General features: G+C 65.7%; 18 protein-coding genes. 6 read left to right on the forward strand and 12 right to left on the reverse strand.

The window, feature by feature from the left end; genetic code table 11:
* A partial coding sequence (locus tag ACPDIT_RS12105) for a PKD domain-containing protein (protein ID WP_423443839.1) occupies nt 1-1834 on the forward strand: 1834 nt, incomplete at its 5' end.
* A 72-nt stretch (nt 1835-1906) separates the two neighbouring features.
* On the opposite strand, the gene nusG is transcribed toward ACPDIT_RS12105, so the two are convergent.
* Genes nusG through ACPDIT_RS12120 form a run of 3 tightly spaced genes read right to left on the reverse strand, consistent with a single transcriptional unit; the run spans nt 1907 to nt 4195 of the window.
* On the reverse strand, nt 1907-2395 hold the full coding sequence (nusG, locus tag ACPDIT_RS12110; protein ID WP_423443841.1) for a transcription termination/antitermination protein NusG: 489 nt from the start codon (nt 2393-2395) through the stop codon (nt 1907-1909).
* Between the two features lie 52 nt (nt 2396-2447).
* Nucleotides 2448-3062: an RNA 2',3'-cyclic phosphodiesterase gene (gene thpR / locus ACPDIT_RS12115; RefSeq protein ID WP_423443843.1), complete on the reverse strand. Its 615-nt coding sequence runs from the start codon at nt 3060-3062 to the stop codon at nt 2448-2450.
* 11 nt (nt 3063-3073) lie between these two features.
* Nucleotides 3074-4195, reverse strand: a complete 1122-nt coding sequence (locus ACPDIT_RS12120) for a mandelate racemase/muconate lactonizing enzyme family protein (RefSeq protein WP_423443845.1) — start codon at nt 4193-4195, stop codon at nt 3074-3076.
* 391 nt (nt 4196-4586) lie between these two features.
* Here ACPDIT_RS12120 and hemE point away from each other — a divergent pair, with 391 nt between their 5' ends.
* Both hemE and hemN read left to right on the forward strand, forming a co-directional pair.
* On the forward strand, nt 4587-5642 hold the full coding sequence (gene hemE / locus ACPDIT_RS12125; protein ID WP_423443847.1) for a uroporphyrinogen decarboxylase: 1056 nt from the start codon (nt 4587-4589) through the stop codon (nt 5640-5642).
* On the forward strand, nt 5639-7018 hold the full coding sequence (gene hemN / locus ACPDIT_RS12130; protein WP_423443849.1) for an oxygen-independent coproporphyrinogen III oxidase: 1380 nt from the start codon (nt 5639-5641) through the stop codon (nt 7016-7018). The genes hemE and hemN overlap by 4 nt, the downstream gene beginning before the upstream one ends.
* Before the next feature lie 40 nt (nt 7019-7058).
* On the opposite strand, the gene ACPDIT_RS12135 is transcribed toward hemN, so the two are convergent.
* The 3 genes from ACPDIT_RS12135 to ACPDIT_RS12145 form a co-directional block, all read right to left on the reverse strand.
* The gene (locus ACPDIT_RS12135; RefSeq protein WP_423443851.1) at nt 7059-9020 is read right to left on the reverse strand and encodes a CAP domain-containing protein; all 1962 of its coding nucleotides are present in this window, start codon (nt 9018-9020) and stop codon (nt 7059-7061) included.
* Nucleotides 9021-9262: 242 nt separating this feature from the next.
* Entirely contained in the window at nt 9263-10561 is a 1299-nt protein-coding gene (locus tag ACPDIT_RS12140) for a Gfo/Idh/MocA family protein (protein WP_423443853.1), read from the reverse strand.
* Between the two features lie 49 nt (nt 10562-10610).
* Complete coding sequence (locus tag ACPDIT_RS12145; RefSeq protein ID WP_423443855.1) at nt 10611-11981, reverse strand: MFS transporter; 1371 nt, start codon at nt 11979-11981, stop codon at nt 10611-10613.
* Nucleotides 11982-12276: 295 nt separating this feature from the next.
* Between ACPDIT_RS12145 and ACPDIT_RS12150 the strand changes: the two genes are divergently transcribed.
* A complete protein-coding gene (locus ACPDIT_RS12150; RefSeq protein WP_423443857.1) occupies nt 12277-12690 on the forward strand; it encodes a DUF6941 family protein in 414 nt (137 codons plus the stop codon).
* A 1087-nt stretch (nt 12691-13777) separates the two neighbouring features.
* The gene (locus ACPDIT_RS12155) at nt 13778-14308 is read left to right on the forward strand and encodes a hypothetical protein (RefSeq protein ID WP_423443858.1); all 531 of its coding nucleotides are present in this window, start codon (nt 13778-13780) and stop codon (nt 14306-14308) included.
* Between the two features lie 88 nt (nt 14309-14396).
* On the opposite strand, the gene ACPDIT_RS12160 is transcribed toward ACPDIT_RS12155, so the two are convergent.
* The 5 genes from ACPDIT_RS12160 to pfp all read right to left on the reverse strand — a co-directional run bounded on the left by ACPDIT_RS12160 (nt 14397) and on the right by pfp (nt 21513).
* Entirely contained in the window at nt 14397-15107 is a 711-nt protein-coding gene (locus tag ACPDIT_RS12160; protein ID WP_423443861.1) for a 3-keto-disaccharide hydrolase, read from the reverse strand.
* A gap of 28 nt (nt 15108-15135) precedes the next feature.
* A complete protein-coding gene (locus ACPDIT_RS12165; protein ID WP_423443863.1) occupies nt 15136-17340 on the reverse strand; it encodes a hypothetical protein in 2205 nt (734 codons plus the stop codon).
* A gap of 6 nt (nt 17341-17346) precedes the next feature.
* A complete protein-coding gene (locus tag ACPDIT_RS12170) occupies nt 17347-18234 on the reverse strand; it encodes a cytochrome c3 family protein (RefSeq protein ID WP_423443865.1) in 888 nt (295 codons plus the stop codon).
* Nucleotides 18231-19859, reverse strand: a complete 1629-nt coding sequence (locus ACPDIT_RS12175; protein ID WP_423443867.1) for a multiheme c-type cytochrome — start codon at nt 19857-19859, stop codon at nt 18231-18233. Before ACPDIT_RS12175 ends, ACPDIT_RS12170 begins: the two co-directional genes overlap by 4 nt.
* A gap of 355 nt (nt 19860-20214) precedes the next feature.
* Nucleotides 20215-21513 (reverse strand): diphosphate--fructose-6-phosphate 1-phosphotransferase, encoded by a 1299-nt coding sequence (gene pfp, locus ACPDIT_RS12180; RefSeq protein ID WP_423443869.1) that lies wholly within the window; start codon nt 21511-21513, stop codon nt 20215-20217.
* A gap of 1041 nt (nt 21514-22554) precedes the next feature.
* On the opposite strand from pfp, the gene ACPDIT_RS12185 reads away from it, so the two are divergent.
* Entirely contained in the window at nt 22555-23127 is a 573-nt protein-coding gene (locus ACPDIT_RS12185) for an elongation factor P (RefSeq protein ID WP_423443871.1), read from the forward strand.
* Between the two features lie 37 nt (nt 23128-23164).
* Here ACPDIT_RS12185 and ACPDIT_RS12190 read toward each other — a convergent pair whose 3' ends face one another.
* Entirely contained in the window at nt 23165-24634 is a 1470-nt protein-coding gene (locus ACPDIT_RS12190) for a DUF4153 domain-containing protein (RefSeq protein ID WP_423443873.1), read from the reverse strand.
* Between the last annotated feature and the right edge of the window lie 182 nt (nt 24635-24816).

Below are 24816 nucleotides of genomic sequence, written 5' to 3' on the forward strand. Positions count from 1 at the left end.
TGTGTTGGCCGGACAGGCGGGCGACGATGGTCTGCCGTTGGTGCCGGGACAATTGACGGCGTGGTGGGAACTGGTCAGTGGGCCGGCCCCGGTGCAGTTCAGTGCCACCAATGCACTGGTGGTTGAAGTGGGCTTCAGCGAGCCGGGCGTGTACGTGTTCCGACTGGTCGCCAGCGACGGAGAACTGAGCGCAACTGATGAGGTGGCCGTGACGGTAGAGCCGCCTCTCCCGATCAACCAGGCCCCTGTGGTCGATGCCGGACCGGATCAGACGGTGCGACTGCCCGGTGGGGCTGTGTTGGCCGGACAGGCGGGCGACGATGGTCTGCCGTTGGTGCCGGGACAATTGACGGCGTGGTGGGAACTGGTCAGTGGGCCGGTCCCGGTGCAGTTCAGTGCCACCAATGCACTGGTGGTCCAAGTCGGCTTCAGCGAGCCGGGCGTGTACGTGTTCCGACTGGTCGCCAGCGACGGAGAGCTGAGCGCAACTGATGAGGTGGCCGTGAGGGTAGAGCCGCCTCTCCCGATCAACCAGGCCCCTGTGGTCGATGCCGGACCGGATCAGACGGTGCGACTGCCCGGCGGGGTTGTGTTGGCTGGACAGGCGGGCGACGATGGTCTGCCGTTGGTGCCGGGACAATTGACGGCGTGGTGGGAACTGGTCAGCGGGCCGGCCCCGGTGCAGTTCAGTGCGACCAATGCGCTGGTGGTCCAAGTCGGCTTCAGCGAGCCGGGCGTGTACGTGTTCCGACTGGTCGCCAGCGACGGAGAGCTGAGCGCCGTCGACGAGGTGGTGATCACCGTGCAATCGGTCACTCCGGGGAACCGTGCGCCGGTGGTCCGCGCCGGGCCGGACCAGACGATCGAGGTCACCGAAGCAGCGGTGCTGGTAAGCCGGGTGGAGGACGATGGCCTGCCCTTGGGGGAGGCGGGACTTGTTTTCCGGTGGGAAGTGGTCACCGGACCGGGCCAGGTGGAGTTCAGCGCTCCGACGGGTCTGCACACGGAGGCAAGGTTCAGTGAACCTGGCGAGTATGTGCTCCGTTTGGTCGCCTCAGATGGCGAACTCGAGGGTGCGGACCCGGTGACGGTCCTGGTGTTGCCGGCTCCTCCGCCGGACCAGTACGGCCTGGTATGGGAAGCGGAAGACGGCGTGGCGCAAGGCAGCCTGGTGACGCAGCAGACGGGCGCCTCCGACTCGCCCACCAACGCAGCGGCCTACGTTCAGGGAGGCAGTATCGGTTCGGGCCAGGTGACGCATACGGTGCAGGTGCCCGACTCCGGGACTTATATCGTATGGGTTCGTGGCGCCACCGTGGACGGGACGGCTGCGCAGGTGTTCTTGTCCGTGGACGGAGGGGGCGAGATCGCCGGCCAGCTGCAACCCTCGGGGGCGCAAAACTGGGAATGGATGCAATTGCGCGTAGTGCCCACGGGCGGGTTTTACGCACCGCCGGGTGGGACCCTGCCGCCGGTTTCCCTCTCCTTGAACGCGGGTGCGCGGAGCGTTTCGATCCGGCTGATGGATAACCGACTCCGGGTGGACAAGGTTCTGATCACGCGATCGGCCGAGTTTCAGCCGGTGGCTCCGGGAGCCGTCCCCTTGGAACCGGTCCGCTTCGGCGTCGTGCGACAACGTGGGGACACCATGCGCCTGGTGTGGGAGGCCACCCCCGGCGCCGTCTATCGGCTGGTGTATAAGACCCGCTGGGACGATCCGAATTGGCAGATCGCTTCGCCTGACCTGATGGCCACGGGAACCGAGCTGATTTGGAAGGACCAGGCCGACCCGACGGTTCCGATTCGGCTCTACCGGGTGCAGCGGGTGTATTGAGCCCGGGGCGGGTCGCCTCTTAAAGATTCCGAGCACTACGGGCCGTTCCCCGGGGTCGGATCCGGACGCAGTTCAAGCCGGTTCCAACTCGCAGACGTCCAGTTTCACTGCAGCCGCCTGGCCGATGAAGTCCAGACGCAGCAGCACGATGTTGGGCCCGTAACGCTCCTCCACCCATCCCTCCAGGCCGCGGAGGGGGCCACTCTTGATGATGACCCGCGTGCCCTTCCCGATCTTGGGTGCCAGGCGCACCTCGCACCCGGCCTGCAGGGCAAACAGGATCTCTTGCAGCTGGCGCTCGAACAGCTCCTGATCGAACACATCGAGCAGGTTGGCCACGTAGTCGCTGGCCAGCACGGACCGACGTTGGTCCCGTGTCAGCCTCAGGAACACGTAGCCGGGGAAGAGCGGCTTTTCGAAAACGACCACTTTGCCGCGGTACCGATGGGCCGAGGGTACCAGGGGCAGCGTCGCCTCGACACCTTCGCGGTCGCAATGTTGTTTGAGTTTCTTTTCGCAGCGGGGCCGGGTGTGGGCCACCACCCAGGGTTTGGGTTCCACCGGTTCAGGTTGGGCGAATCAACGCTTCGGGGTCAAGGCTGCCGGGGATGGCTCAAGCGCGCAAGGCGCACCGGGAAAGCTCGGTGTGAATGGCTCCGCCGGGTTGAAGCTGGCTGCGGTACAGGATGACGACATCGACGGACCACGATGCCCTTGGCAGGGAGGGCAGGCGGACGAGGTGTTTCGCCAGCCCCTGCCGGGCGGCGGGGCTGCCCTCGCGAACCCGTGCCAGCGTCAGGTGGGCGACGAAGGGTCGGTCTTCGGTTTGTCCCCAGGGCCGGGTCTCTGCCTGGATGCGTTGCTGGAGCGTGCTCAACCGCGTCACCTCCCCGCCCAACCCCGCCCACAGCACGCGCGGGCGCTCGAGGGAGGGGAAGCAGCCCAGGTTTTGAAAGGCCAGGGTGAACGGCGGCACCGACGCGCAGGCACGCTGGAGCGCCTCCGTCAGCCGTGACACCTCCTCGCAGGCCACGTCGCCGAGAAACCGCAGGGTCAAATGCAGTTGATGCACAGGCGTCCACCGAAGGCCTTCGGGCAAGCGGCGTTGAGCGGACTGTTGCCAACGGTGCCAGTCGCGTTGGAGCGGCTCCGGAACTGACAGTGCGATGAATAATCGCCAGGCAGTGACGAAATCCCCGGCGGGCAGAGCCGTGTCGGAGTTGGCCATGGGCGGGTCGTTCAAACCAGGGGTTGACGCAGGCGGTCGGGGTCCACCTCCACGCCAAGGCCGGGCCCTTGGGGAACCCGGGCCTCGCCGCTCTCGACGCGGATGGGCTGCTTGAGGATAGAGCCCTGTAGGAACTGCGGCCCGTTGAGGGCGGCAGGTCGCTGCAGGCCGTGGGCCGCGTATAGCTGGAGACAGGCAGCCAAGGAAAGGTCCGGGTCGGTCAGACCGCTGCCGAGCCACAGCAGGCCGGATGCTTCGAGCAACTGGATTTGGCGGCGTGCCTCGGTCAATCCCCCGCACCGGGCCACTTTCATGGCTACCCCATCCAGCAGGCCCAGCCGAATGAACTCCTCCAGTTCCACACTCGAGACGATGCCTTCGTCCATCAGGATGGGCAGGGCGCCCTGTTGCCGCAACCGTCGGTAGCCGGTCAAGCGGGCCGCCGGCAGGGGTTGCTCCAACACGGCCACACCCACGTCGGCCAGGCGCGGCGCCACCTCCAGCGCCGTGGATTCATCGTAACCCCCGTTGGCATCGGCCCACAAAAACCCCTCCGGGACGAGGCGTTTGACCAGCCGGCACAGTTCCAGGTCGAACCGGGGATCTGGCGCAACCTTCACGTTGAAGTGTCGGTAGCCCGCGGCCAGGCCCTCGGCGATGGTTTGTTCCGCTTCGGCCAGCGTGCGCACGTTCACCGTCCAACTGAGTGTGAGGCGCTCGCGTGTGGGGCGGCCCCACTGTTGGGCGGCGGTCTGACCCGTGATCCGTCCCCGCAAATCGAACAGGGCCAGGTCCACGCCCGCTTTGCAGATGGGTTGCCCGGTGGAAAACGACGGTGCGATGATCCGGTTCATCGCAGCCTGAATCGCCTCCGGGTCGAACACGTCGAGGCCGATCAACTCCGGCGCCAAATAGTGCTCGATCGTGGTCTGCACGGTCTCGAGCGTTTCATAGCTCCACCGGTGCAACGGAATGCTTTGACCCCAGCCGACGGCTCCGTTGTCCGCGGTGATTTTGACCACGACCGACGGACGGCCTCCGGGCCGCCCCTTGGGCCCCTCCAGGAACTTGAACCATCCCCGGGTGGGATACACCACGGGGAACGTTTCGATGGCGGCGATGCGGATACTCATGGTTCAGCGACCGGCCCCGATCGGGAGCCGTGGCTTGCGCCCACCCGGGCGCCGTCGGTTGCTGGAGTCCCAGCCATGCATGGCGCTTGTTATTAGCCGCGGCATGGGCACGGGTCAAATTCGGGCGGGGGGACGGCTCCGGGGCAAAGCTGGAACCCGTCGGGTTTGAAGGCCAGGGGAACACGATGTAGCCGGGCCGGCCTCAGCCGGGCGCCGAGGCTCCTGCCCGGGCACCGTCGAAGGCACCGGGCGCGGGCGTGTGGGGATTGCAGGGTCCTTGTACCAGGGGCTTCCATCCGCCGGCCTCTTGGGCCGGCGAAAACGCCGCGTGGGTGACGAGCCGAAAGCTTGCTCCCCGGAAGTGGGTGCCCCACTCTGGGGGGCCACGTGCATGACGAGTCGTGAACGGTTTCTGGCGGCCTGCCATGGCAAGGCGGTGGATCGTCCCCCGGTGTGGTTGATGCGGCAGGCGGGGCGGGCATTGCCCGAGTACCGTGCTTTGAAGGAGCGATATGGATTCCTCGGACTGGTACGGACTCCGGAGCTGGCCGCCGAGGTGACGCTGCAGCCGATCCGACGCTTTGGTTTCGACGCCGCCATCCTGTTCAGCGACATCCTTGTCGTGAACGAAGGCCTGGGGCAGGCCTACCGGTTTCGCGACGAGGGCGGGATCGCCATGGAATTCGCCCTGGAAGAGCCGCGGGATTTGCAGCGGCTCGAGCCCGGCCGGGTTCGCGAACGCCTGCAATACATCGCCGAGGCATTACGACTGCTTCGCCGGGAATTGGGGGATCGGACGGCTCTGCTGGGTTTTGCGGGGGCACCTTGGACGCTGATCAATTTTGCCCTCGAAGGTGGCAGTGCCGATTCGTGGGATCGAGCCAAACGCCTCTGGTTCGAGGACCGTCGTTGGTTCGACGCATTGATGGAGCTGTTTACGGCGGCCGTCGGGGAGGCGCTGTCGCTGCAGATCGAGGCCGGCGTGGACGCGGTGCAGTTGTTCGACAGCCTGGCGGGGGAACTGCCGCCGCGACTCTACCAGGAAGCCGCCTTTCCGTGGCTGCGCCGCCTCATCGAGCGGGTGGCGGGGCGGGTGCCGGTAATCCTGTTCGCGCGCGGGTTTCATGGCGACTGGTTCGCCCTGGCCGACCTGGGTGCGCAGGTGATCGGCGTGGACTGGCAGGTGGACCTGCCCGTCCTGGCGCGTCAATGGCCGGCTTCCGTGGCGGTGCAGGGCAATCTGGATCCGTTTCTTCTGACGCTGGGGGCCGACATCGTGGGGCGTGAGACGCGCCGACTCCTCGAGGCCATGGCCGGTCGGCCCGGCTACATCTTCAATCTGGGCCACGGTGTGCCCCCGAATGCGCGCCTCGACGCCCTGCAGGCCCTGGTCGAGACCGTTCAAGGATTTGCAGGGGCCGCCGGCTCCGATACATTTCGTCGATGACGATGCTGCATGTGGACCTGGATCTGGTGCGAAAGTACAACGTGCCGGGTCCGCGTTACACCTCGTTCCCGCCCGCCAATCATTTCCGGGAGGGCATCCCCTGGAGCGAGGTGGAGACCCGCATTCGTCAAAACAACCAGACGGACCGGGACCTGTCGCTTTACTTTCACATTCCCTTCTGCGAGACGCTGTGCTGGTTTTGCGGCTGTACCACGGTCATCACGCTGAACCACGACAAGGGCCGGGAGTACGTCGAGACGCTGGGTCGCGAGGTCGCTCGCATGGCCACCCTGTTGAACCCGCGCCGGCGCGTGGTGCAGCTCCACTGGGGGGGCGGCTCGCCCACGTTCCTGCGACCGGACGAAATCCGGCGGCTGGGCCAGATCATCCATCAGCATTTCCAGTTGGCGCCGGATGTGGAGGCCGGCGTCGAGGTGGATCCGCGCCGCCTGACGCGCGAGCACCTGGTGGCGTTGCGCGAGATCGGTTTCAATCGCGCCTCCATGGGCGTGCAGGACTTCGATCCGCGGGTTCAACAGGCGGTGCACCGGATCCAGCCGAGGGAACTGACGGAGCAGGTGCTGACCTGGATGCGCGAGCTGGGCTTTCAGTCCATCAACCTCGACCTCATCTACGGGTTGCCGCACCAAACGGTCGAATCCTTCAACCGCACCCTGGACATCGTCCTGGAGCTGAAGCCGGATCGCCTGGCCGTCTTCAGCTATGCGCACGTGCCCTGGATCAAGCCCGCCCAGCGGATTCTGGAAAAGCAGCGGCTGTTGCCCACCCCGGAAACCAAATTGCAGTTGCTGAAGCTTGTGATCGAACGACTGACCCGCGATGGCGGCTACGTCTACATCGGCATGGACCATTTTGCTCTGCCGCAGGACGAGCTGGCGGTGGCCCAGCGGGAGCACAAGCTGCAACGCAACTTCCAGGGCTACAGCACACGGGCCGGCGCGGACATCTACGCCTTCGGCATGTCCAGCATCTCCCAGACGCCCGACATGTACTGGCAGAACCAGAAAGAACTCCCCGCTTACGAACGGGCGGTCCACGCCGGCGAAGTGCCCCTGCACCGGGCCTATTTCCTTACGGAGGAGGACCAACGGCGCCGGGAAACCATCATGCGCGTGATGTGCGATCTTTCGCTGGACTACGCCGCGATGTCCGCCCGGCTGGGAGTGGACTTCGAAAAACATTTTGCCGCGGAGCTGGAGGCACTGGCTCCGTTGGAAGCCGATGGGTTGATCCGTCGGCGGCCGGGAGGGTTCGAGGTCACCGATACCGGGCGCCTGTTCATCCGCAACATCGCCATGTGCTTTGACAACACCCTGCCTCCGCCCGAGCAGCGGCGACACTCGCGCACCATCTGACCTGGTCCCGCCGCGGGGGCCGGGGCGGAACAACCGCGCCTCAGTTGGCACTCAGGCGGTAGAAAGCCCGCGCTGCACCGGTCGGTGCCGAGACCTTCCACAGATCCGGGCCGGACACCATCCCGAACACCGCGTTGGTCACCTCGCTCCACGGCCCCTGAGGGGTGGTGGCCGACCAGAGGCGGTAGATCACGCCGGTGCGCGGATGCGTGACGCGGAAGTTCACTTCGAAACGACCGGCAGCCACCGCGGGACGTCCCTCGAACCTCAGCAACATCGGGGGCAAGGGCTGGACCTGTACTTCGCGCACCGGGCCCCAGGGCAACCATCGGCCCGGCAGTTGAGCCCGGACCCGGAGCAGATAGGCCCCCGCCTGGTCGGGCCGAAACACAAAGGCCGGTGCTTCACCCGTTTCCTGCACAGCCACGAGCTGTACACGATCGGCCCCGGTGAGGAGGATGTCGTCCAACAGCCACCCGACGTCGCTGCTGGTCTGGTAGTAGTACGTGCCGCCCAAATAGTCGTAAGCGAACCGCAGCCGGACCGCGTGACCCGCGAAGGCGGCCAGCCCCAGCGTCACCGTGCCAAACACGGGATCCCCACTGGTGCCCGTGCCGGCCCGGGACCAGAGATCCGACCAGCTCCGCCCGCCGTCGATCGAGATTTGGACCCGGGCCACCTGATTCGTCGTGGCCCAGCCGAGTCGTGAGGCGAACCGGACCTGCGCATTGCTCCGCACCCAGAACACGGGCGTGAGCTCGAGGACTTGAGCCGATGGCGGGGTCGGATGCGCGAAATGGAAGGCGTAAGTCCCGGACGAGACCCGATCGGTGACCCGCGGGTTGTACCCGGGGGAGAAGTTGAAGCTTACCTGACCGAGGTCTCCTTCCGCGCCTTCCTGGAAGGTGCCCGACAACAGCCGGCTGGTTTCCCACTGGTAGTTGGTGGCGCCGCCGACGGTACCGCAGAGGTACCGGTTGTCGTTGGTGAGCGCAGCCACGTCCGGCCCGGCGGGTTGGGGCGGGGTGTACAAGGGAACAAAATCGACTTTGACGTTTGCCTGGGCCGCCACGGTGGCGGTGGCTTCGTGGCTGAGTCCCGGAGCGCTGAAGTGAATTCGATACGTCCCGTTGGTGGTTACCGGGATCGCGTAGCCGCCGGAAGCGGGGGTCAGGGCATACCACGAACTGCCGGCTGCGGTCACCAGGACCCCGCCGATGCCCTCGCCCACATCGTAAAAACCGTTGCCGTTCAGGTCGTAGTAGACCACGCCGGTGATCAGGGGAGTTGCGCCCTGCCGCGTGGCGAAATCCTGCGTCACCACTTGGGGCCCCACGGCGGCGTTGGTCAGGTTCACGACGCCGATCCCCACCTCGCGAAAGGCGGCGTGGTGGATGTTGAGACGGTGTCCGGGGGGATCCTGCATGCCGCCGGGACCGTTTCCCCAGTCCACTTCGAAGCCCGCGTATCCGTGGAAGACGGACTTGGCATAGGCATAAACGTTTTCCCCGTACGTGGACCAGAGGTAGCCCGCCCGCGTGATGCGGTCGCCCGGATTGGTGCCGTCGGTGCCGATGTGGCCCTGAAAAGCGTTGGTGGCCATGTCCCGGGCGTGCGCGCGCGCCGCAGCCAGGAGTTGCGCGTTCATGGCCAGGGGCGGCGTCGGAGGCAGGGACGCAAGGTCGGTCTGGAACTTGTTCAGGTCCACATTGAAAAAGGTGTATGCGTTCCGCACGTCGGGGTCGGTGGTGGCGGCCAGTCGCACTGCTTCGGCGACCGGATTGGCGCGGGCCCGGTTGATGAGCTCCAGGTAAAGTTGTTCCTCATCCGTGGGATCGCCTGAGGGCCAGAGCGTGGCGCCGGGCGGCGGTTGCGGCGGACCGGGCTGGGGACCGTGCGCGGGCGCGATTTCAATGGGAGGTGCGGGCGGGGGCGCCTGCGGCACGGTGGGTTGAGCGAACCCGGGCTGACCGTGGCCGCAGAGGAGGCCGATCGTCACCACGGCGAAACCGAGCGGAATGGAACCATATCGGCACTCACCCCTCCGCCCCAGCGGGCCAGGGATGAGCGGTGCAGGCTTTGCGGCCCGCGATTGAAAGTTCGGCTTTCGGGGTGGATTCACAAGCCTTCCATTCAGACTGGCGGTGGTGGCGCAGCCGGTGATTCAACGGCCCAACCTTGGCCTCGGAACGGAGGCGCTGCAAGTGACTTTTGGTTTCCGGTCCGCGCCGAATCAGATCCGCCCTAATCTTTCAATCCGCGGAGGTCCACTTCCCAGGCTTCGTCGGCCTTGAGCATTTCCTCCCAGGTCACCATGCCGCGGCGGTAGGCAGCCGTGCGGCCCAGGATGGCCGTCAGGTTGCTGCGCACGCTGGGCGCCACGGTGGGGTTGGAGAAGTCGCCCTCGACGATGCTGCGATGGAAGGTGGCGATGTTCAACACGGCCCCGTCGGTGTACAGATTCCCCAGCTCCCCGCCGTTGAAGAGGTCGTCATCCGCGCGCACCAGCACCCGCCCGAAATAATGGGTGTCCGCGTAGCCCTTGAACCCGTAGACCCGACACATGATGTCGTCGATGCCCGAGCCGACCTGTTTGGACAGGAAACTCACGAGCAGGTCGCCCGGGAAGTAGAACACGCAGGCGAAATGATCCCAGCAATCGCCCACGAAGTCCCGCTTGCGGCCGCCGGAGCCCCAGGCCCAGAGCGGTGCGGCGTCGAGAAACCACGTGGCCACGTCGATGGCGTGGATGTTTTGCTCCACGATGACATCGCCGCTGAGTTTGCGGTCCACTCCCCAGGCACGGAGTCGGACCTCGGGGTTGTTCGGGTCGCTGCGCAACAGCCGGTCCATGTGTTGCCAGGTGGGCCCGCAGAGGTAGCTGGCCTCCCCGTTGACGAGGCGACCGATCATCCCCTGCTGTACGCGGCGGACGGCCTCCTGGTAGGAGGGATGCGCGCGCGTTTGAAAATCGACCAGGAAACAAAGGCGTTTCTCCGTGGCACGTCGGCCGGCAGCCTCGATCCGGCGGCAGCCCGGCACGTCCACCGCCACGGGCTTGGCCAGGAAAACGTGTTTCCCGGCTTCGACGGCATCCGCCGCCTGCGCGGGATGAAAATAGGGCGGCGTTTCGATGACCACGGCATCGACCGGCTGTTCCAGAAGCCGCAGGTAGCCCTTCAGACCGGTGAACCGCGCAGTCTCGGGCACGCCGAACTTCTGGCCGGCCTGCGCGACTCGCTCTGCGAAATAATCCGCCACGGCGGTGATGCGATACCCGCCGTGTTTGAGGAACAGATCGCCGATCCACAGGCCGCGACCGCCGCAGCCGATCAACCCGAGCCGGATGGCGCTGTTGGCCGCGGTGCTGCGGATCCAGTTTGGCTGGATCAGGGTCAACCCGGTGACCGCCGCGGTGCCGGCCAGAAAGCGGCGTCGGCTCAGCCCCGGGGTGCCATTCGGTACCCCGGGTTGCGCACCACGGGGATCGGAGGACGTCGGTTGCGGGGTCTTCGGGCCGGGGAGATCGGTGTGCGTGTTCATGGTTGCTGGTCAAGGTTGGCCGGCGGCCGACCCGGCGTGCGGGCCATGCTCACGTGCGCGTCGCGCCGACCGCAGGCGGTGTGTGCGAGAACTTGCCACGGGCCGTCAGCATCAACAAGCCTCCGATCAGGCCAAACGGCGCCATGAAGTAAAAGTAGTTCCCCAGATCCCGGTCCAACAGACGGCCCAACAGCATCCCCGCCAGGCTGCCGCCGAAGTACTGAAACGAGTTGATCAAGCCGAGGGCGAACCCGGACATGCGACGGCCTCCGATGTCCATCGGCGCCGCGCTGCCCAGAATCGAATGCGTCGAGTTGGCGGTGAACGAAATCAAGACCAGAAACACAATGGCGGCCGTGACCCCGTGAAATTGAGCGGCCAGGAGGATGATGGAAGTCTCCAGAAAATAAAGCAGGGCCGCCACCGGCGCGCGCCGCCCTTTGAAAACCGTGTCGGAGAGATACCCGGCCAGCAGCGATCCCGTCGAAGCCATGAACGGGATCAAGAAGGCCAGGAACTGGAATTCGGGAGACCGCAGGTCCACGTGATAAAGATCCTGCATGTAGCGCGGGAACCACTGGTCCACGGCCTGCCGCACCGCACCGGTGCAGGCGTACGCCAGGGCCGTGATCCAAACCACCGGCTTCGTGGCAATCGTCAGCAGAACTTCCCGGAACCCCGCCCGCACATCCGCCCCGGCCGGAGCCGTTTCCCGGAGCGGGCTCGCAGGCGAGGTATCCGGAATTACTCCGGGATAGCCGGCCTGTTCCGGAGTTTCCTTCACCCAGATCGCCACGGCCACCGCTACGACGGCACAAATCACTGACGGCACCCAAAACAGCCAGCGCCAGTGCAGCGGAGGGACCTGGAGCAGACCCCATACACTGAAGCCCGCCAACAAGGCCGGCCCCAGGGTGAATATGCCGAACCGCCCCAGGTTGATCATGAACCCAAAAATGCCGGAAAACCGACCGCGTTCCCGCCGCGCAAACCAGGCGGTGTTGATTTTTACCATGCCCGGGGCCCCGAAGGACTGCAGATACCCGTCCAGTGCCCGGATGGCCACGAACAAACCCAACATCCCCAGGAAAGAGGCGGCGCCGAAGCACAGGTTCATCACCACGGTGCCGGCGGCGCCGATCAGCATGGCCCGTTTGCCCCCCAGGCGGTCGGCCAACACCCCGTTGATGATCTGGCCGAACGCATAGGCCAGCAGAGCCGCGCTGATGATCTGGCCCACCTGTTCCCGACTGAAACCGAACTCTCGACTGATTTCCGGATTGGCCAGGGAGAGGTTGTACCGGCACATGTAAAAGCTCGTGTACAACAGCCCCAGCCAACCCCAGTTCCAACCCCGGCGGAGGCGAAATCCCCGGGGATAGGACGGACGCGTGGATTCGTCGATGGTTTCGTGACGCATGCGATACCTGGTTCCGCGGCCGCCGCGGACGGCGCGTCAGCTAATCAGAGCCTCATGCCCGGGTCAAAAGCATTCCCACCGGCTGCGTCCATGCTCACGTCCGGGCGGCTCGCCGCCTGTGAACGCGACGCCTTCTGCAGACTTCCCTCTGCAGCGGAGGGCAGAACGCGCCCGGGGGAGCCTCGCTCCTGCACTGCTTCGGCAGCCTCTTCGGTCACCCGGAGCCGCGCAGACCCGGGGGCCGGGACACGGTCCCGCCTCGCAGCCGGTTGACGGGATCCCTAGAATGGCCTCCATGAACGTTCAGGTCGCCGTGCTTTGCGACGCCGCCACGGATGATCATGGCAAACTGAATCTGCTCGGCGCCTTCGACACGATTTGCGCCGTGCAGATGCCGGCGGTTCATCCCCAGTGTGCCGTGGCGCTCCGTCTGACCTTCACCACCGCCGATGAAGGGCCCCACCGGCTGAAGCTCATGTTCATGGACGCCGACGGACGCGCGGTCATGCCGCCTTTGGAAATCGGCTTCGAAATCGCCCTGCCGGAAGAAACGCACTTCGCCACGCGCAACTTCATTTTCAACCTTCAGCAGGTTTCCTTTCCCGCGCCCGGCCTCTACGCTGTGGACATCGCCATGGACGACCGCCCGCTCACGAGCATTCCCCTGCAGGTACGGCTCTTGCCGGCACATCGGACGCCCGGCAGTTGATTGCATCGGATCGGTTGGGGCCAACGAGGTGACCCGGCGGAACCGTGCAAGGCGACGGCGAAGCACGACGATGCGGTGGGCCCAGCCACATCCGTGAGCCCCGCACCAAGGCGCCAACGGCACGGCCGGCGCGCGGAAGACCGTGGCCGGGCGGTGCCTGCCGAGGCTCCTCGAAGCTCGACGCCCTCGCATCTCGTGGCGCCGCGAACGGTTGGACGGGCAGGGGGTGTTTCGGTTTTTCAGCCCCCGATTCAAGCCTGCCTCGGAGATGCTGTCTTCCCTGGGCCTTCCCATGCCGCGCAGGCCCGAAGTTCCACCGAGTTTGCAAAGGTGTCCACAAGCTGAAATCCGGGGGACTGCGGATCTGCGCCCTTGGGAGCCCACCAGCGGTCTCGGGGGGGAGCGACAAGCCTCCCAAGCGGCGCCGGCATAGGTTCCCACCACCGCTATCAAAAGGTTTCGCCCTTCGGCGCGCCGTGGGCCTGCCCCAATGGGGCGTGGAGGCACCTGCCCAGGGCCGCGCCTCGGGCAACAGGATGGCCTCGATACCGGGGGAAGGTGGCGCTTTCAGCGCACCGTATGAGCGCCCCCACGGGGCGGGAATTCGACAGCCCAGGGCAACGCCCTGGGCTCACCGGGTCCCGCAATTGACCCCGCCCGGTAGGGGCGCAACTCGATGTCGGAGACCGGGGCCTCGCGATGGGGCCCTCGAGTTGCACCATTTCAGGGCGGGGCGGGTTTTGGGGCACCGAATAACCCTGGGGCGCTGCCTCGGGTTGATGAATCGAATGCGCCTTTGACCCACCGTGCTTTCGGAGCGCTGCCCCGAGCCGGGGGAGCGGAGGCGCCTTCGGCGCGCGGATTCGCCCGCGCATTCCGTGGACAGCGGAGGGGGCAGTGCCGTTTTAGAAGCCGGATTCAAGCATCCCAGGGGAATGCCCATTTCCCTGGATTCTCCCGTGCCGAAGCCAGCCCGAAATCCCAGCGATCTCTCAGGTCTCTCCACACTCGAAAATACGCCGACGCGGGCAACCCCGGCCATTTTCCAAGATTGGCCGCGCCTCGATTCTGAGTTACAAGCGTGCCCATGCGCATCGAGTCGCTGCACATCGGGATGCGGGTGCGCCATCCGCAATACGGGACCGGCATCGTACGCTCGTTGAACCGGGCGACGGCAGAAATCGAGTTTTCCGACGGCACGCGAGCGGTTTCGCCGGAATTGGCGGGGTTGGAACCAGCCGAGCCGCAAGCCACATTGACCGGGCTGGATCTGCCGTTACGCCAACTGGTGGCCGAGGTGGCGACGGCCACGCTCCAGGCCATGGGTGTGTCGGGACCGGGAGAAACCCGGTTTCTCCTGGCCCGCCGATGGCACGGCGGCCGCATGGTGCTGCATCCCGCCGACCCAACCCTGCAGACCAAGGAGGTGCCATTGGACGTCTTCTTCCACAAAATCGTGCTGATGCGAAATCAGCTGCGGGTGCTGGAGCAAAAGATCAACAGCCACGAACGCCTGACGGATGCCGAGAAAGTCGAGCTGCAGGAATACATCACCCGCTGTTACGGTTCCATGACTACGTTCAACCTCCTGTTCGCCAACAAGGAGGACCAGTTCTGAGTCGGCTTGATCGGCGATCGTGATGTCCGGTCTTCCCGGGACGCCGCTTCAAGCCCGGTGGTCGTCACGCTGAAACGCGGCAGCGGCTCTACCGGACTTCGATGCGAGAGGGCAGGGGCACCAGCCGCACTTGCCGGAAATGAATCTCGCCTCCTTCGGACTGCAAGCCAATCGGTCCGGCGGCCCGGGTGACGCCGCGCGCCTCGTTGACCAATTTGCCATTGACCCACACGGCGTACACGTCGTCCCGGGCAAGGATCTCCACCAGGTTCCATTCGCCCGGCGGATTTTCGGCGTCCATGAGTTTGCGCACACCGCTGATGTCACCGGCCACAGGGTTGCCCCGGGCTTCGAAGAACCGGGGCTGACCTTCCGCCACGCGCATGCCCTGCAGGCCGAGGACGTCCCCGGCGCTTCCATGGCGGAGCTGCACCTCGATACAGCGCGGCAGCGGCCGATCCGGAGGCTGGATCCGGGTCAAGATGCCACTGTTGGACGGTTCCTTGCCCGGAGCCCAGCGGTATTCCACGAACAGGCGAAAGTTTGTGAACCGGTTCGTCGTGCGCAGGTAACCGGTCGGCTTCCCCTGGCAGATCAGAATTCCGTCGCGCACGGACCAGACCGTTTCCCGGCTTACCGTGGGATCCTCCAGAACATGGGTCCAGCCGGCCAGGTCCCGACCATTGAACAGGGCAAGGCCCTGGGAGGACGAGGTCGGGGTTTGGCAGCCGACAGTTCCGAACCAGAGTCCCAACAACAGACCGCCCAGGGCGGCCGCACCGAACAGAGAGTACTTCATGGGCTTGGCAGGGCGGGCCAGCCCGGTTTCAGAAGCGGTATTGGAGGGTGGACGCCACCCAGTGGGCCTCGTAATTCCGCGACTGGCCGAAGGTTTCATCGCGGTGATGAACGTAGCTGTAGCGGAGGCTCAAGCGCAAGCGCATGCTGAGCCGGCGGGTCCAGCTGCCCGTGATCCCGTGTTCCTCCACGCCCACGCCGAGCAGCAGGCCGTCGGCCCAAACATCGTCGAAGTTGTCGGCCCGATAGTAGAAATACCCTGCGCTCAAATCCGAACGATCGTCCAGGACACACAGGGCGTTGACATGGGCCATCCAGTAGTTGTTTTGCGACGCCAGGAGGGCCCGGGTGACCTCGTGGGCCGGAGTTTCGATCCGGCTCCAGACACGGGTCCAGCTTCCCTGCAAGGTGAGGCGTGACCACGGGGTGTAACTGATGCTCTGGTTGACAATGTGGCTGGTCAGGTCGGCGGACTCGCGTCGGCCCAGGCCCGAGACACCGTCCGGTTCGGTGTCCACCCGGGTTTGCTGATACTCGTAGCGGGTGAGGAGGCTCAGCCGGGTCCACGGCCGCAAGGTCAGCCCCACATGCCCATCCCAGGTTTCGAAAGCGTGGAAGGTGAGATAGGCAGGGTACCGGTTCAGGCCTGCATTCGGGGTGCTGTCATCCTCGTGATCGTAATCGTACTCATGGCGTTTGAAATACCCGCCGGCCTCCAAGGTGGCCCACCGCGTGGCATACCAGCGCGTGCCGACGGCGTATTTTTGGAACCACCGACGATCCTCGGTCTCGCGCTGGACCGGGGCCACGCCGGTGCCGCCCACGAGGCTGAGCCCGCCGGTTTCCTCCAGATTCCCGTCGCCCTGGGTCCAGTCCCCCACGGCGTACCATACCCAGTTGGTGAACCCGGTGTACCGGATTTCGAGTCGTTCCCGCACATCGAGCAGTTCTCGCTCGGACTGCGCAGCGAACAGGCTGCCGGCCCGGCCCTGCGTGCCCCATCCCCGGGAATCCGCATCCCAGTCCATGCGCTGGACACGCAGTGAAGGCACCAGGGTCCAGGCCCGCGAAGGTTGCGCCATGAGGTTGAGGTTCAGGACGTGCTCGTGCTGTTGCGCACCTCCGGTCAACGTGGTGTAGCCGAGGGGGTAACCGGGCACGTAGCCGACGTCGAAATCCGAGCCGTAAATGCGGCTGCCGCTGAAGTCGCTGTCCAAGTGCGCATACAGGTAGCCGGTCGAGAGAAACAGGTTCTTGCGCAGCCACGTTTCCGTCCACGCATGCGCGCTGAACAGATCGTATTGAGTGCCCTGGCGGTCGGTGAGCTTTCGTTCCACCGGTTCGCCCGGGAACTCCAGGACCTTGCGTGCGTTGTCCAGGTCGGCGGTCTCGTAACGGAGGCCCAGTCCCACGTCGGTTTTCTTGATCCGATGGGTGAGATCCAGCTCGAACCGGTCCACGCGCTCGTCCAGATCGTAGAAGGCCGGCGCCACTCCGAGAGTCCGAGCGGGATCCGCGTCGGAGGGATGGGCCATCCCCCACGTGGTCGTGTCCCGCAAGCCGCTGCGGGTGAGGTGCTGGTAGCGGAAGCTGGCCCGGGGCAGATTCTTCAAACTCAGACTGGCCTCGATCCCCAGCGTGGTCCGGTCCAGGCCCCATGCCTCTTCGCCCGGGAAACCGTACCAGCGCCCGGAGGGGCCGTAGCCGCCTCCGGCGGCGTTGGACCAGAGGCGGGATTGTTCGGCGTACAGACGCAGGGACCACACCTCCTCCCGGCTCAAAGCCAGCGACAATCGGTAATCCCGCTCGTCGAACAACGCGCGACCGTCGAGGCTCAGCTGCGTGTTCTTGGCGATCTCAGTCTGGTAATGCAGGTCTTGGATGCCGCCGAAGAGGCCGTCCCGCAACTGGTGGCGACTTTGCGCTTCCCCGCGGTTGCCCCGGGTGAACAACCCGCCGAAGGCAAACTCGATCCAGTTGTTCAAGCTCTCGGTGCCGCCTTCGAACCACTCTTGCGGCGACAAGGTGCTTGCCTCTGCCGAGGCCGCCTCGCCGGTCTCCTCGCTGGCCCCGGATGGCTGGGTCGCAGGGGTCTCCGGCTCCGCGGCGGAGTCGGCCTCCGCCCGGGAGGCGGCTCCCCACGCAGCCGCCGGGACCATCGCCAGGCTCAGGCCCAGGGCCGTGCTCCACGACCAGTTCCCCGGACGCCGACGCTTCCCACGGAACGTTCTCATGGCACCTCAAAACCGCAGCGACGAATTCACCCGCGACCCATGCACGGCCTCGTGACAGCCGGCCGTCCAGCACGTCCCCTGGCGAACGCGCGTCGTATGGTCCACACCCCCGATCCGCAGCACGCCTCCCTGGACCTGCTGGAAGTGGCAGCGCAGGCAGAGATTTGAATCCCGCGTGACCAGCAGCTTGGGATGAATGCTGCCGTGCGGGGTGTGACAAACGCTGCAACCCTCGCGCAACGCCTCATGTTCGAAGACAAACGGACCGCGCTGGGCCGGGTGGCACTCCAGGCAGGTCTCCTCCGCGACCCGCAACTGCGTGCTGCCCCCCTTGTGCGCCAGGCCCTTGTGCGGCGGATGACAGTCGGTACAGCTCATGCGGCCCTCGGGCAGCGGGTGATGCGAGGGCAGATTGAACTGGGCACGGACGTGGCCATGGCATCGGTAACAGGCTTCCTCCACGGCTCGTGCCTGCGGCCGTGCCGTCCAGGGATGATCCCCCGCCGGCGCGGGACGACCCGCGCTGAAACTGTACGGAGGCTTCACCTCGCCCCCGGATTCCACGTGCAAGCTGCCGGGACCGTGACAGGACTCGCAACCCACGCTCAAGGCGCGTGGTCCCTCGGCCATGAGCCGCGCATGATCCGCCGTGACGAAATCCCGCACGATTTCTTCATGACAGGTTTCGCATTCCTTGTTGCCCACGTAGGTGGCCCCGGGCACCTCCGGCAGCACGACCACCGATCGGTTGACCGTTCGACAGGCCAGCCCGGCTGCCATCAGCCCGCTCAAGGCCACCGGCAACCAGAGCCAGCTGCGCATCAGCCGGCGCCAGGGCCGTTCCACACCCGGCCCGCCATGTTGTCCTGACTGCTGGTGCCCCGGGGTAGTCATGGTGGGTTTCCCGTGTCTTCAACCTTCACGGCCGCGGCGACGGCGGCACGGGTCATGCCCAGTTCTTCCGCCACCCACTGCAGCGCCGTGTCCAAAAGCGCCGCGGTGTGGGGTCCGTGGTGGACTCCGTAACTGCCGTCCTGCACGACCAGATACAGATTGAATCGCGCCTTGCGAATCCGCTCGGGAATCCAGCGCTGCTCGTCCTGGGCCGGGTTGGTGCTGCTGCGCGGACCCTGCACCTGAGCGACCCCGGTCGGATTCGACAGTTTCCCGGGAACGGCATATTCCCAGGCCAGGGATCCGTACTTGCGGAGCGGTTCCGGTGCCCTCGTGATGGCCCAGAAATCGAGCGCGGCCTTCACCCGCTGAATGTGAAGCGCCACCGAAAGCTGCGTGAACTCCACCAGGGTCCCGGGCTCCGGATGGCAACTGCGGCAACCGTCGTAAGATCGCACCGCAAACGTATGCCCGCTGAACGCCGGATGAGCCGCATCGGTACCGCCCTCCGTGACCATGTGACAGCTGACGCATTGTTTTTCCAGCCGCGCATGCGTGGCGGGGACCGGTGCCTCCGACCCGGCCCACAGGCCCGCCGTGCCGAGCAGCATGTTGTACTGGGGCGAGTAGTGCGGCGGCCGCGCATTGCTCGTCCATGTGGCCCCGCGCTGGTTGTGGCACTGCGCGCAAATCTGAACGTCGGGGTTGTAACTGCGACCAAAATCATCCCCGGGCGCCAGGGAATAATCCACAAAGGAAACGAGCGGATTGCGGAGTTGGGCCGGATGCGGCGTCTTTCGATGCGGGTCGTGGCAAACAACGCACGTGATCGGTTGGTTGGCGTCCCCGGCGACGGTCAGGGCGGGATCTTCCCCGCGCAGCAGGGCCATCCGGGACGCACCGGAGTGGCATCGGCCGCAGCTGTTGATGCGGCCGGGCGGGTTCATGTCCTCTGTGACAAGGGCATGCCCGGACTCGGCCCATTGTTCGAAGTGCGGCTTGTGACTGTCCTGGTTGTGGCATCCGCCGCACATTTGCGCGGCCAGTTCCACGCGGGGCCGAAACACGGGATCGGTCTCGTTGGCGGCGTGTTGCGCTGCGGGGCCGTGACAGCTTTCGCATTGCACTCCGCCGAGATGCGGCGTCTGCGTGGCGCTGACAAAACCGGTCGGCAGCCCGTGGCCCACCGTGTGACAGGGCAGACAGGCGGGGTTGTTGGCTTGGCCGATGCGCTCCAGCGTGGCCAGCGCGCCGGCATGGCGGGTCTGCAGTTCCTGCGCATGGATTTCCTCGTGACAAACGGCGCACGCCTCGGCCCCGGCATACTGCGGTGCCGGGCCGACCACGCGGAAAAACGCATTACTGGTCAGACCGGTGATCGTGGCCGCGCGCAGATAATGGGTCGCCGGCCCCAACGGCCGCCAGGCCCCGTTCAGGTCCGTCCGATACTCGATCCGGTAATAGCCCGGCGGGCCCTCCCAGGTCAGTCGCAACCCGTTGGTCGTCAGCTCGACCCCCGTCAGGATGGGCAGACCCGGCATTCCCCCGCGGACCGGTCGGTTCAAGTGCGGCTGGGTCTGGCCGAACACCGTGGGAACCAGCAAGCCGATGGCGCACAGCAGCACCGCTCGGCAGCGGGGCCCGATGGAACGGCCGGCCTGGCGGTGTGCCTCTGCCCGCTCCGGAGAGGCTGCGCACCTTTTGTTGCCGTTTCCCCGGCCATGGCACGAACGGTTTCGGAGCGCCTGCCGCTCCTTTTGTCCCAGCCCGACCATACTCACCGGCGAGCCTAGTCCGCTGCGGCAGACCGGCCAAACCAATATTGCCGAACCCTTTCCCTGCGTTGCCGCGGGGGCCGTTCTTGGAACTTGCTGAAAGTTCGCGCCAGGTACTCCGGCATCACACCGGGTCCTGAAAAAAGAAAGCGCCGCGCGGCCCTGACGACCACGCGGCGATGCGAAACGAAGGAGGTGAGCCGGGTCAGGAAAGCCCTACCAGATATCCGAACCGCTGCTTGAATTGTTCGGGGCTCATCTTCACCACGGCGGCCAACCGCGCCAATTGGGCCACATCTTCGAAGTCGGCCCGCTCCAGCCGGATCATGTAGTGGAGGGCGCACTCATAGGCTTCCCCGTCCACATTGACCTTGCGCACGTTGAACCGGCCGGTTTCCGGATTGAGCATCTTGTCGAAGGGCAGCGGCACCATCTTGCCGTCAATGAAACTGATGATGGCGCCATAGTTGGCCGCTTCGGGCGAAAGGATGAATTTGATGGCTCCGTAGCCCAGGTCGCGGGTGTACTCGGCGTCGAAGGGAATGGGATCGGCACAACGCAGTTCGTAGCCGAGGTCCTTGTCGATGAAGGTCATCTTCAACCCCAGCTCGCCCAGGCGCGAGGAAAGGACGTCCTTGATCAGGCGGCCGAAGGCGATTTCGCCCAGGCGCAGATGGCCGTGGTCATCGCGGATGACCTTGCCGTAGCGTTCGAGCTGACCGCCGGGGACCGCCTGCATCAGCCCTTTTTCGCCCATGGCCTCGATGAGCCCCTCGGCCAGCACCACCAGACCATAGTGCCGGCCCATGGCGCGCCGCTTGATGATCGATCCGATGATGATGTCGCACACCTCTTCCACCGTCACCGGCCGACCCCGGAATTCCTCCGGGATGATGGTCAGTGTGGCGGCTGCCGCCTTGCCGATGCCCAGCGCCAGATGACCGGCCGACCGACCCATGCTGACCACGATGTACCACCGGGAAGTGGTTTGGGCGTCCTCGCTCAGGTTCCGGACAATCTGCACCCCGTAATGCCGGGCCGTTTCGAAGCCGAACGTGGGGGTGGACCCGGGCAGCGGCAGATCGTTGTCGATGGTCTTGGGCACATGGGCGACCCGGATGCGGCCCTCGGCTCGACGGTACACCTGGCTGGCCGAAAAGGCGGTGTCGTCCCCACCGATGGTCACCAGCGCCGTCACCCCCAGCTTGTTCAGCACGTCCAGCACGTTGTGCATGCTGGTTTCCGACTTGGCCGGATTCGTCCGCGCCGTGCCGAGGATCGAGCCGCCGCGCAGGTGGATGTGCTTGACGTCGTCGATGGTCAGTTTTGTGTAGCGCTGGCTGTCGCCCTCGGCCAGGTATTTGAACCCGTCGCGAAAGCCGATGACCTCGAATCCCTGGTTGATGCCTTCGATCGTGGCCGCCGCGATTACCCCGTTGATCCCCGGGGCCGGGCCGCCGCCCACCAAAATGCCGAGTTTCCCTCGCTTCACGCTGTTCGCCATATTCGTTCTTCAGTTTCCTTGATTGTGCGGGCCCCAACAATTCACAAAACCTTGGCCTTTCGACCGGGTGCAGGCCCGCCAGCCGGTCAGTGTGCCAGAAATCCGCGGCGCGTCAAAACAACTTCCAACCGGCACCGCCACCGGGAGCATTTCAGTGTTCGAGCCCCGGGGATTCGAGAATCCCGGGAAAACCCCGGCCGCTCCGGGGTCCCCAGCCCCGGGGAGGCCCGAAATGCCGGCGAGCTTTGGGGTGTCGACAACATGGGGCCTGACACCGGGCCTGCAGTGTCGGGGACCGTGCCCGTGCCCACGCCGCAGGCGACCACCCTTCGAGCGAGCTTCAGGAGGATTCATTCCGACCCACGCTATCGAGGGTCGTAAAGGGTTTGCGCGTTCGGCACGTTGCGATGGCTGCCCCGATCGGGGCGGAAATTCACCAGCCCGGGGCAACGCGCTGGGGAACCGGGTTCGCACAATTATCCTGCCCTGAAGGGGCGGCATTCGGTGTGGCAGACTTCGGCCTCCGTGATGGGCGTTTCGGATTGCGCCCTTTCAGGGCGCGGCGGGTTTCGGGGACCCATGAGTTCCCGGGGCGTGGCCCCGGGCTGGCGAATGGGTTGTGCCTTCGGCCGTGGAATGGGCCCGCGGGATCGGGGGACATCGAAGGGCGCATTTCCACTTTACCGCCCAGGCTTCAGGGATCGCAGCGAAATGCCCTTTTCTCTCCGCTTTTGGGTGCCGAACATGTCGCGAATGGCGCCGAACTTTCGGGGATGTCCAAAACCCGAATGCGCCGCCGACAGTCCGCTTGCCGCGTTCTACTTCCCTGTGCCGGTTTCCCGGCTTTCCCGTCCGTGGTTCCTCCGTCCGATGCCGGACTTCAAAAAGCCACATCTCGCGATCGCGCCAAATCTCCAGCGCCCTTGGCCGGACGTCACCGCTGCGGTCCCGCCTCTACGGGCTCCTCATGACCGACCCCGTGCCCTGGTTGCTGGCCCATTGACGGGCGCCAGCGGCCAGCCCAGATTGGGGGCGACGCCTATGCAAACCGTGCTGCCATCCGAGTTCAAGAAAGGCATGGTGCTCATGCTCGACGGGGCACCGCATGTGATCGAGGACCTGCACATCGTTGGGACGGCGCAGACCAAGCACAAAATGCATGCCCGGCTGCGCCACCTCCGTACCGGCCGGTTCCTCGAGCGCACGTTCACGGACATCGAACGCGTGCCCGTCGCGGAAGTCCAGCACCGCACCGTCCAGTACAGCTACCAGCAGGGGGACCAGTACGTTTTCCTCGACTCGGAAACCTTCGAGGAACTGGTTCTCACCGCGGATCAGGTGGGCGATCGCAAGGTCTTTCTCAAGGAAAACGAGGAGTATCGCGCCCTGTTTCTGGACGGCAAGCTGGTGGACATCGTCCTGCCGCCGCAGGTCACGCTCACCATCACGGAAACGGCACCCCCCATTCGCGGAGGATCCGATTCCACTTGGAAGCCCGCCGTCCTCGAAACCGGCCTGGAGATCATGGTCCCCTTGTTCCTGGACAAAGGGGAGCGGGTGCGGGTGGACACCGCCACGCGCAAATACGCCGGCAAGGAAAGCGACAAGAAATAACGGCGGTTGCCCGCGGGAGGATTCCAGCAGCCGGGCCTCAGGGCTTCGCGGTGGACAGGGCCGCGACGGCGGCAGCGGCTCGATGCCGGGCCAGATTCCACGCCCGCCAGTCGCCCTGCGGTTGCTGTCCTCGCTTCAAGAGACGACCGGACAGCCACTCCCGATCCCCGGGACTCAGTTGATCCAGGCACGCCACGATGGCGGGCACGGCATCGGCGCTCAAGCGGGCGAGATGCTCCAGATCCAGGGAATGGCCCCGCGTCGCCCGCGCCAGGTTCACCCGCGCCACCCATGCGTGGGGATTCATCACCGCCAGGGCCAGGAACGTTGCATACGCGAGCACGATCGCGCCAAACAGAAACCGCTCCGCCCGATCCCGCAACACCGTCACGGCAAACCATCCCAGCACGGCGGCAATCCAGACGAGGACCGCGGCCGCATACAACCGGGTCTCCGTCAGCCCGAAATGCCGGATGTACAAACCCAGACGCAGCGCGGCTGAAATCATGAGGATCGTGACCCACAACATCAGCGGTAGCGCCAGACGGCGATAGACCTGCAACGCGTGAGTTCTATCCCGGCTCCGTACACTGTCGGCCAGCCACAGTACACCCAGCACCAGGCCCGCAGTGATCACCAATTCGAAGAACCCATGCCGCGCGTATTCGGCCAGGGTCAAACCGGCGGTCGCCAGCACGGTTTCCCTGCCGCCGAACCAGAACCGTGCCTGCACACACGCGTGGAGCAGCAACAGGAGATTTAACGTCACCAGCGGCAAGGCCCAAGAGGCCGTTCCCAGCCGGGGAACCGGCGGCAACCAGGGTTCCTGCCGCTTCACGCACCCGGGGAGGCCGAATCTGGCAGTGCCGAGATAGCCCGTGGCCAGCCAGCCGAGGAACAGAATCACGAACAGATGCGAAACCAGCGTCTCCCAGCGCCATTGCAACAGGGGATCGGTGAACTTCGCGAACAGGGGGTCCCCGGCGCGCAGCAGCGCTCCGAAAAGCAGCAGCACCGCAACGGAGAGCAGGCCCCCCACGAGCCAACTTCCCACGCGGGCCGTCGGAATCCTCCGGGCCCGGCCCGGCTCGGGCTCCTCGGGAGGCAACCACACCAGCAGGGGTTGCAAGAGAACGCCCGCGATCAATTCCGCCGCGCCGCCCAGCCCCGGCAGCACACGCAGCTGCGCAAGCGGTCGCTGGGCGGTTTCGATGCCCGTCAGGAGCAGAGCCCCGAGAAACCCCAGCGTCCCCCAAACCAGGAGCGGCTCGGCGTCGCGCCACGCCCACATGCTCAGACATGCCAGCCCACCGAACAACACCCATGTCCCCGGTAGGCGGAGTCCTTGTCGGGAAAGGCGATTCGTCGTCAGCACCACCGCAGCAGCCAGGGCCAGACCCCACAAGAACACGCCGCAACCCGGGGGTTGACCCCGGAGCCACCAGTCGCCCAACAGGCCGAGCACCAACCCGGTCCCCACGATGCGGTGCGGCGTAGCTTGGTTCATGCGTTGTCAGCGATCGGTTCCGGGCCTGGTTTCGGCTCCCCCATGACCGGGATTGTGACGCCGGTTCAGTCATTCGACCCGGACCCGCGTGTGCCCGTTCAAATCGGACGTGGTCTCAACGGGCCGCCCACGGCCTCCGGACGCGCAGAAGCCCGGCCCCCGAGCCTGCTCGACAGGGCGGT

Origin of the sequence: Limisphaera sp. VF-2 (genome assembly GCF_049537125.1) — a bacterium.
In the GTDB taxonomy this organism is placed as follows: Bacteria; Verrucomicrobiota; Verrucomicrobiia; order Limisphaerales; family Limisphaeraceae; genus Limisphaera.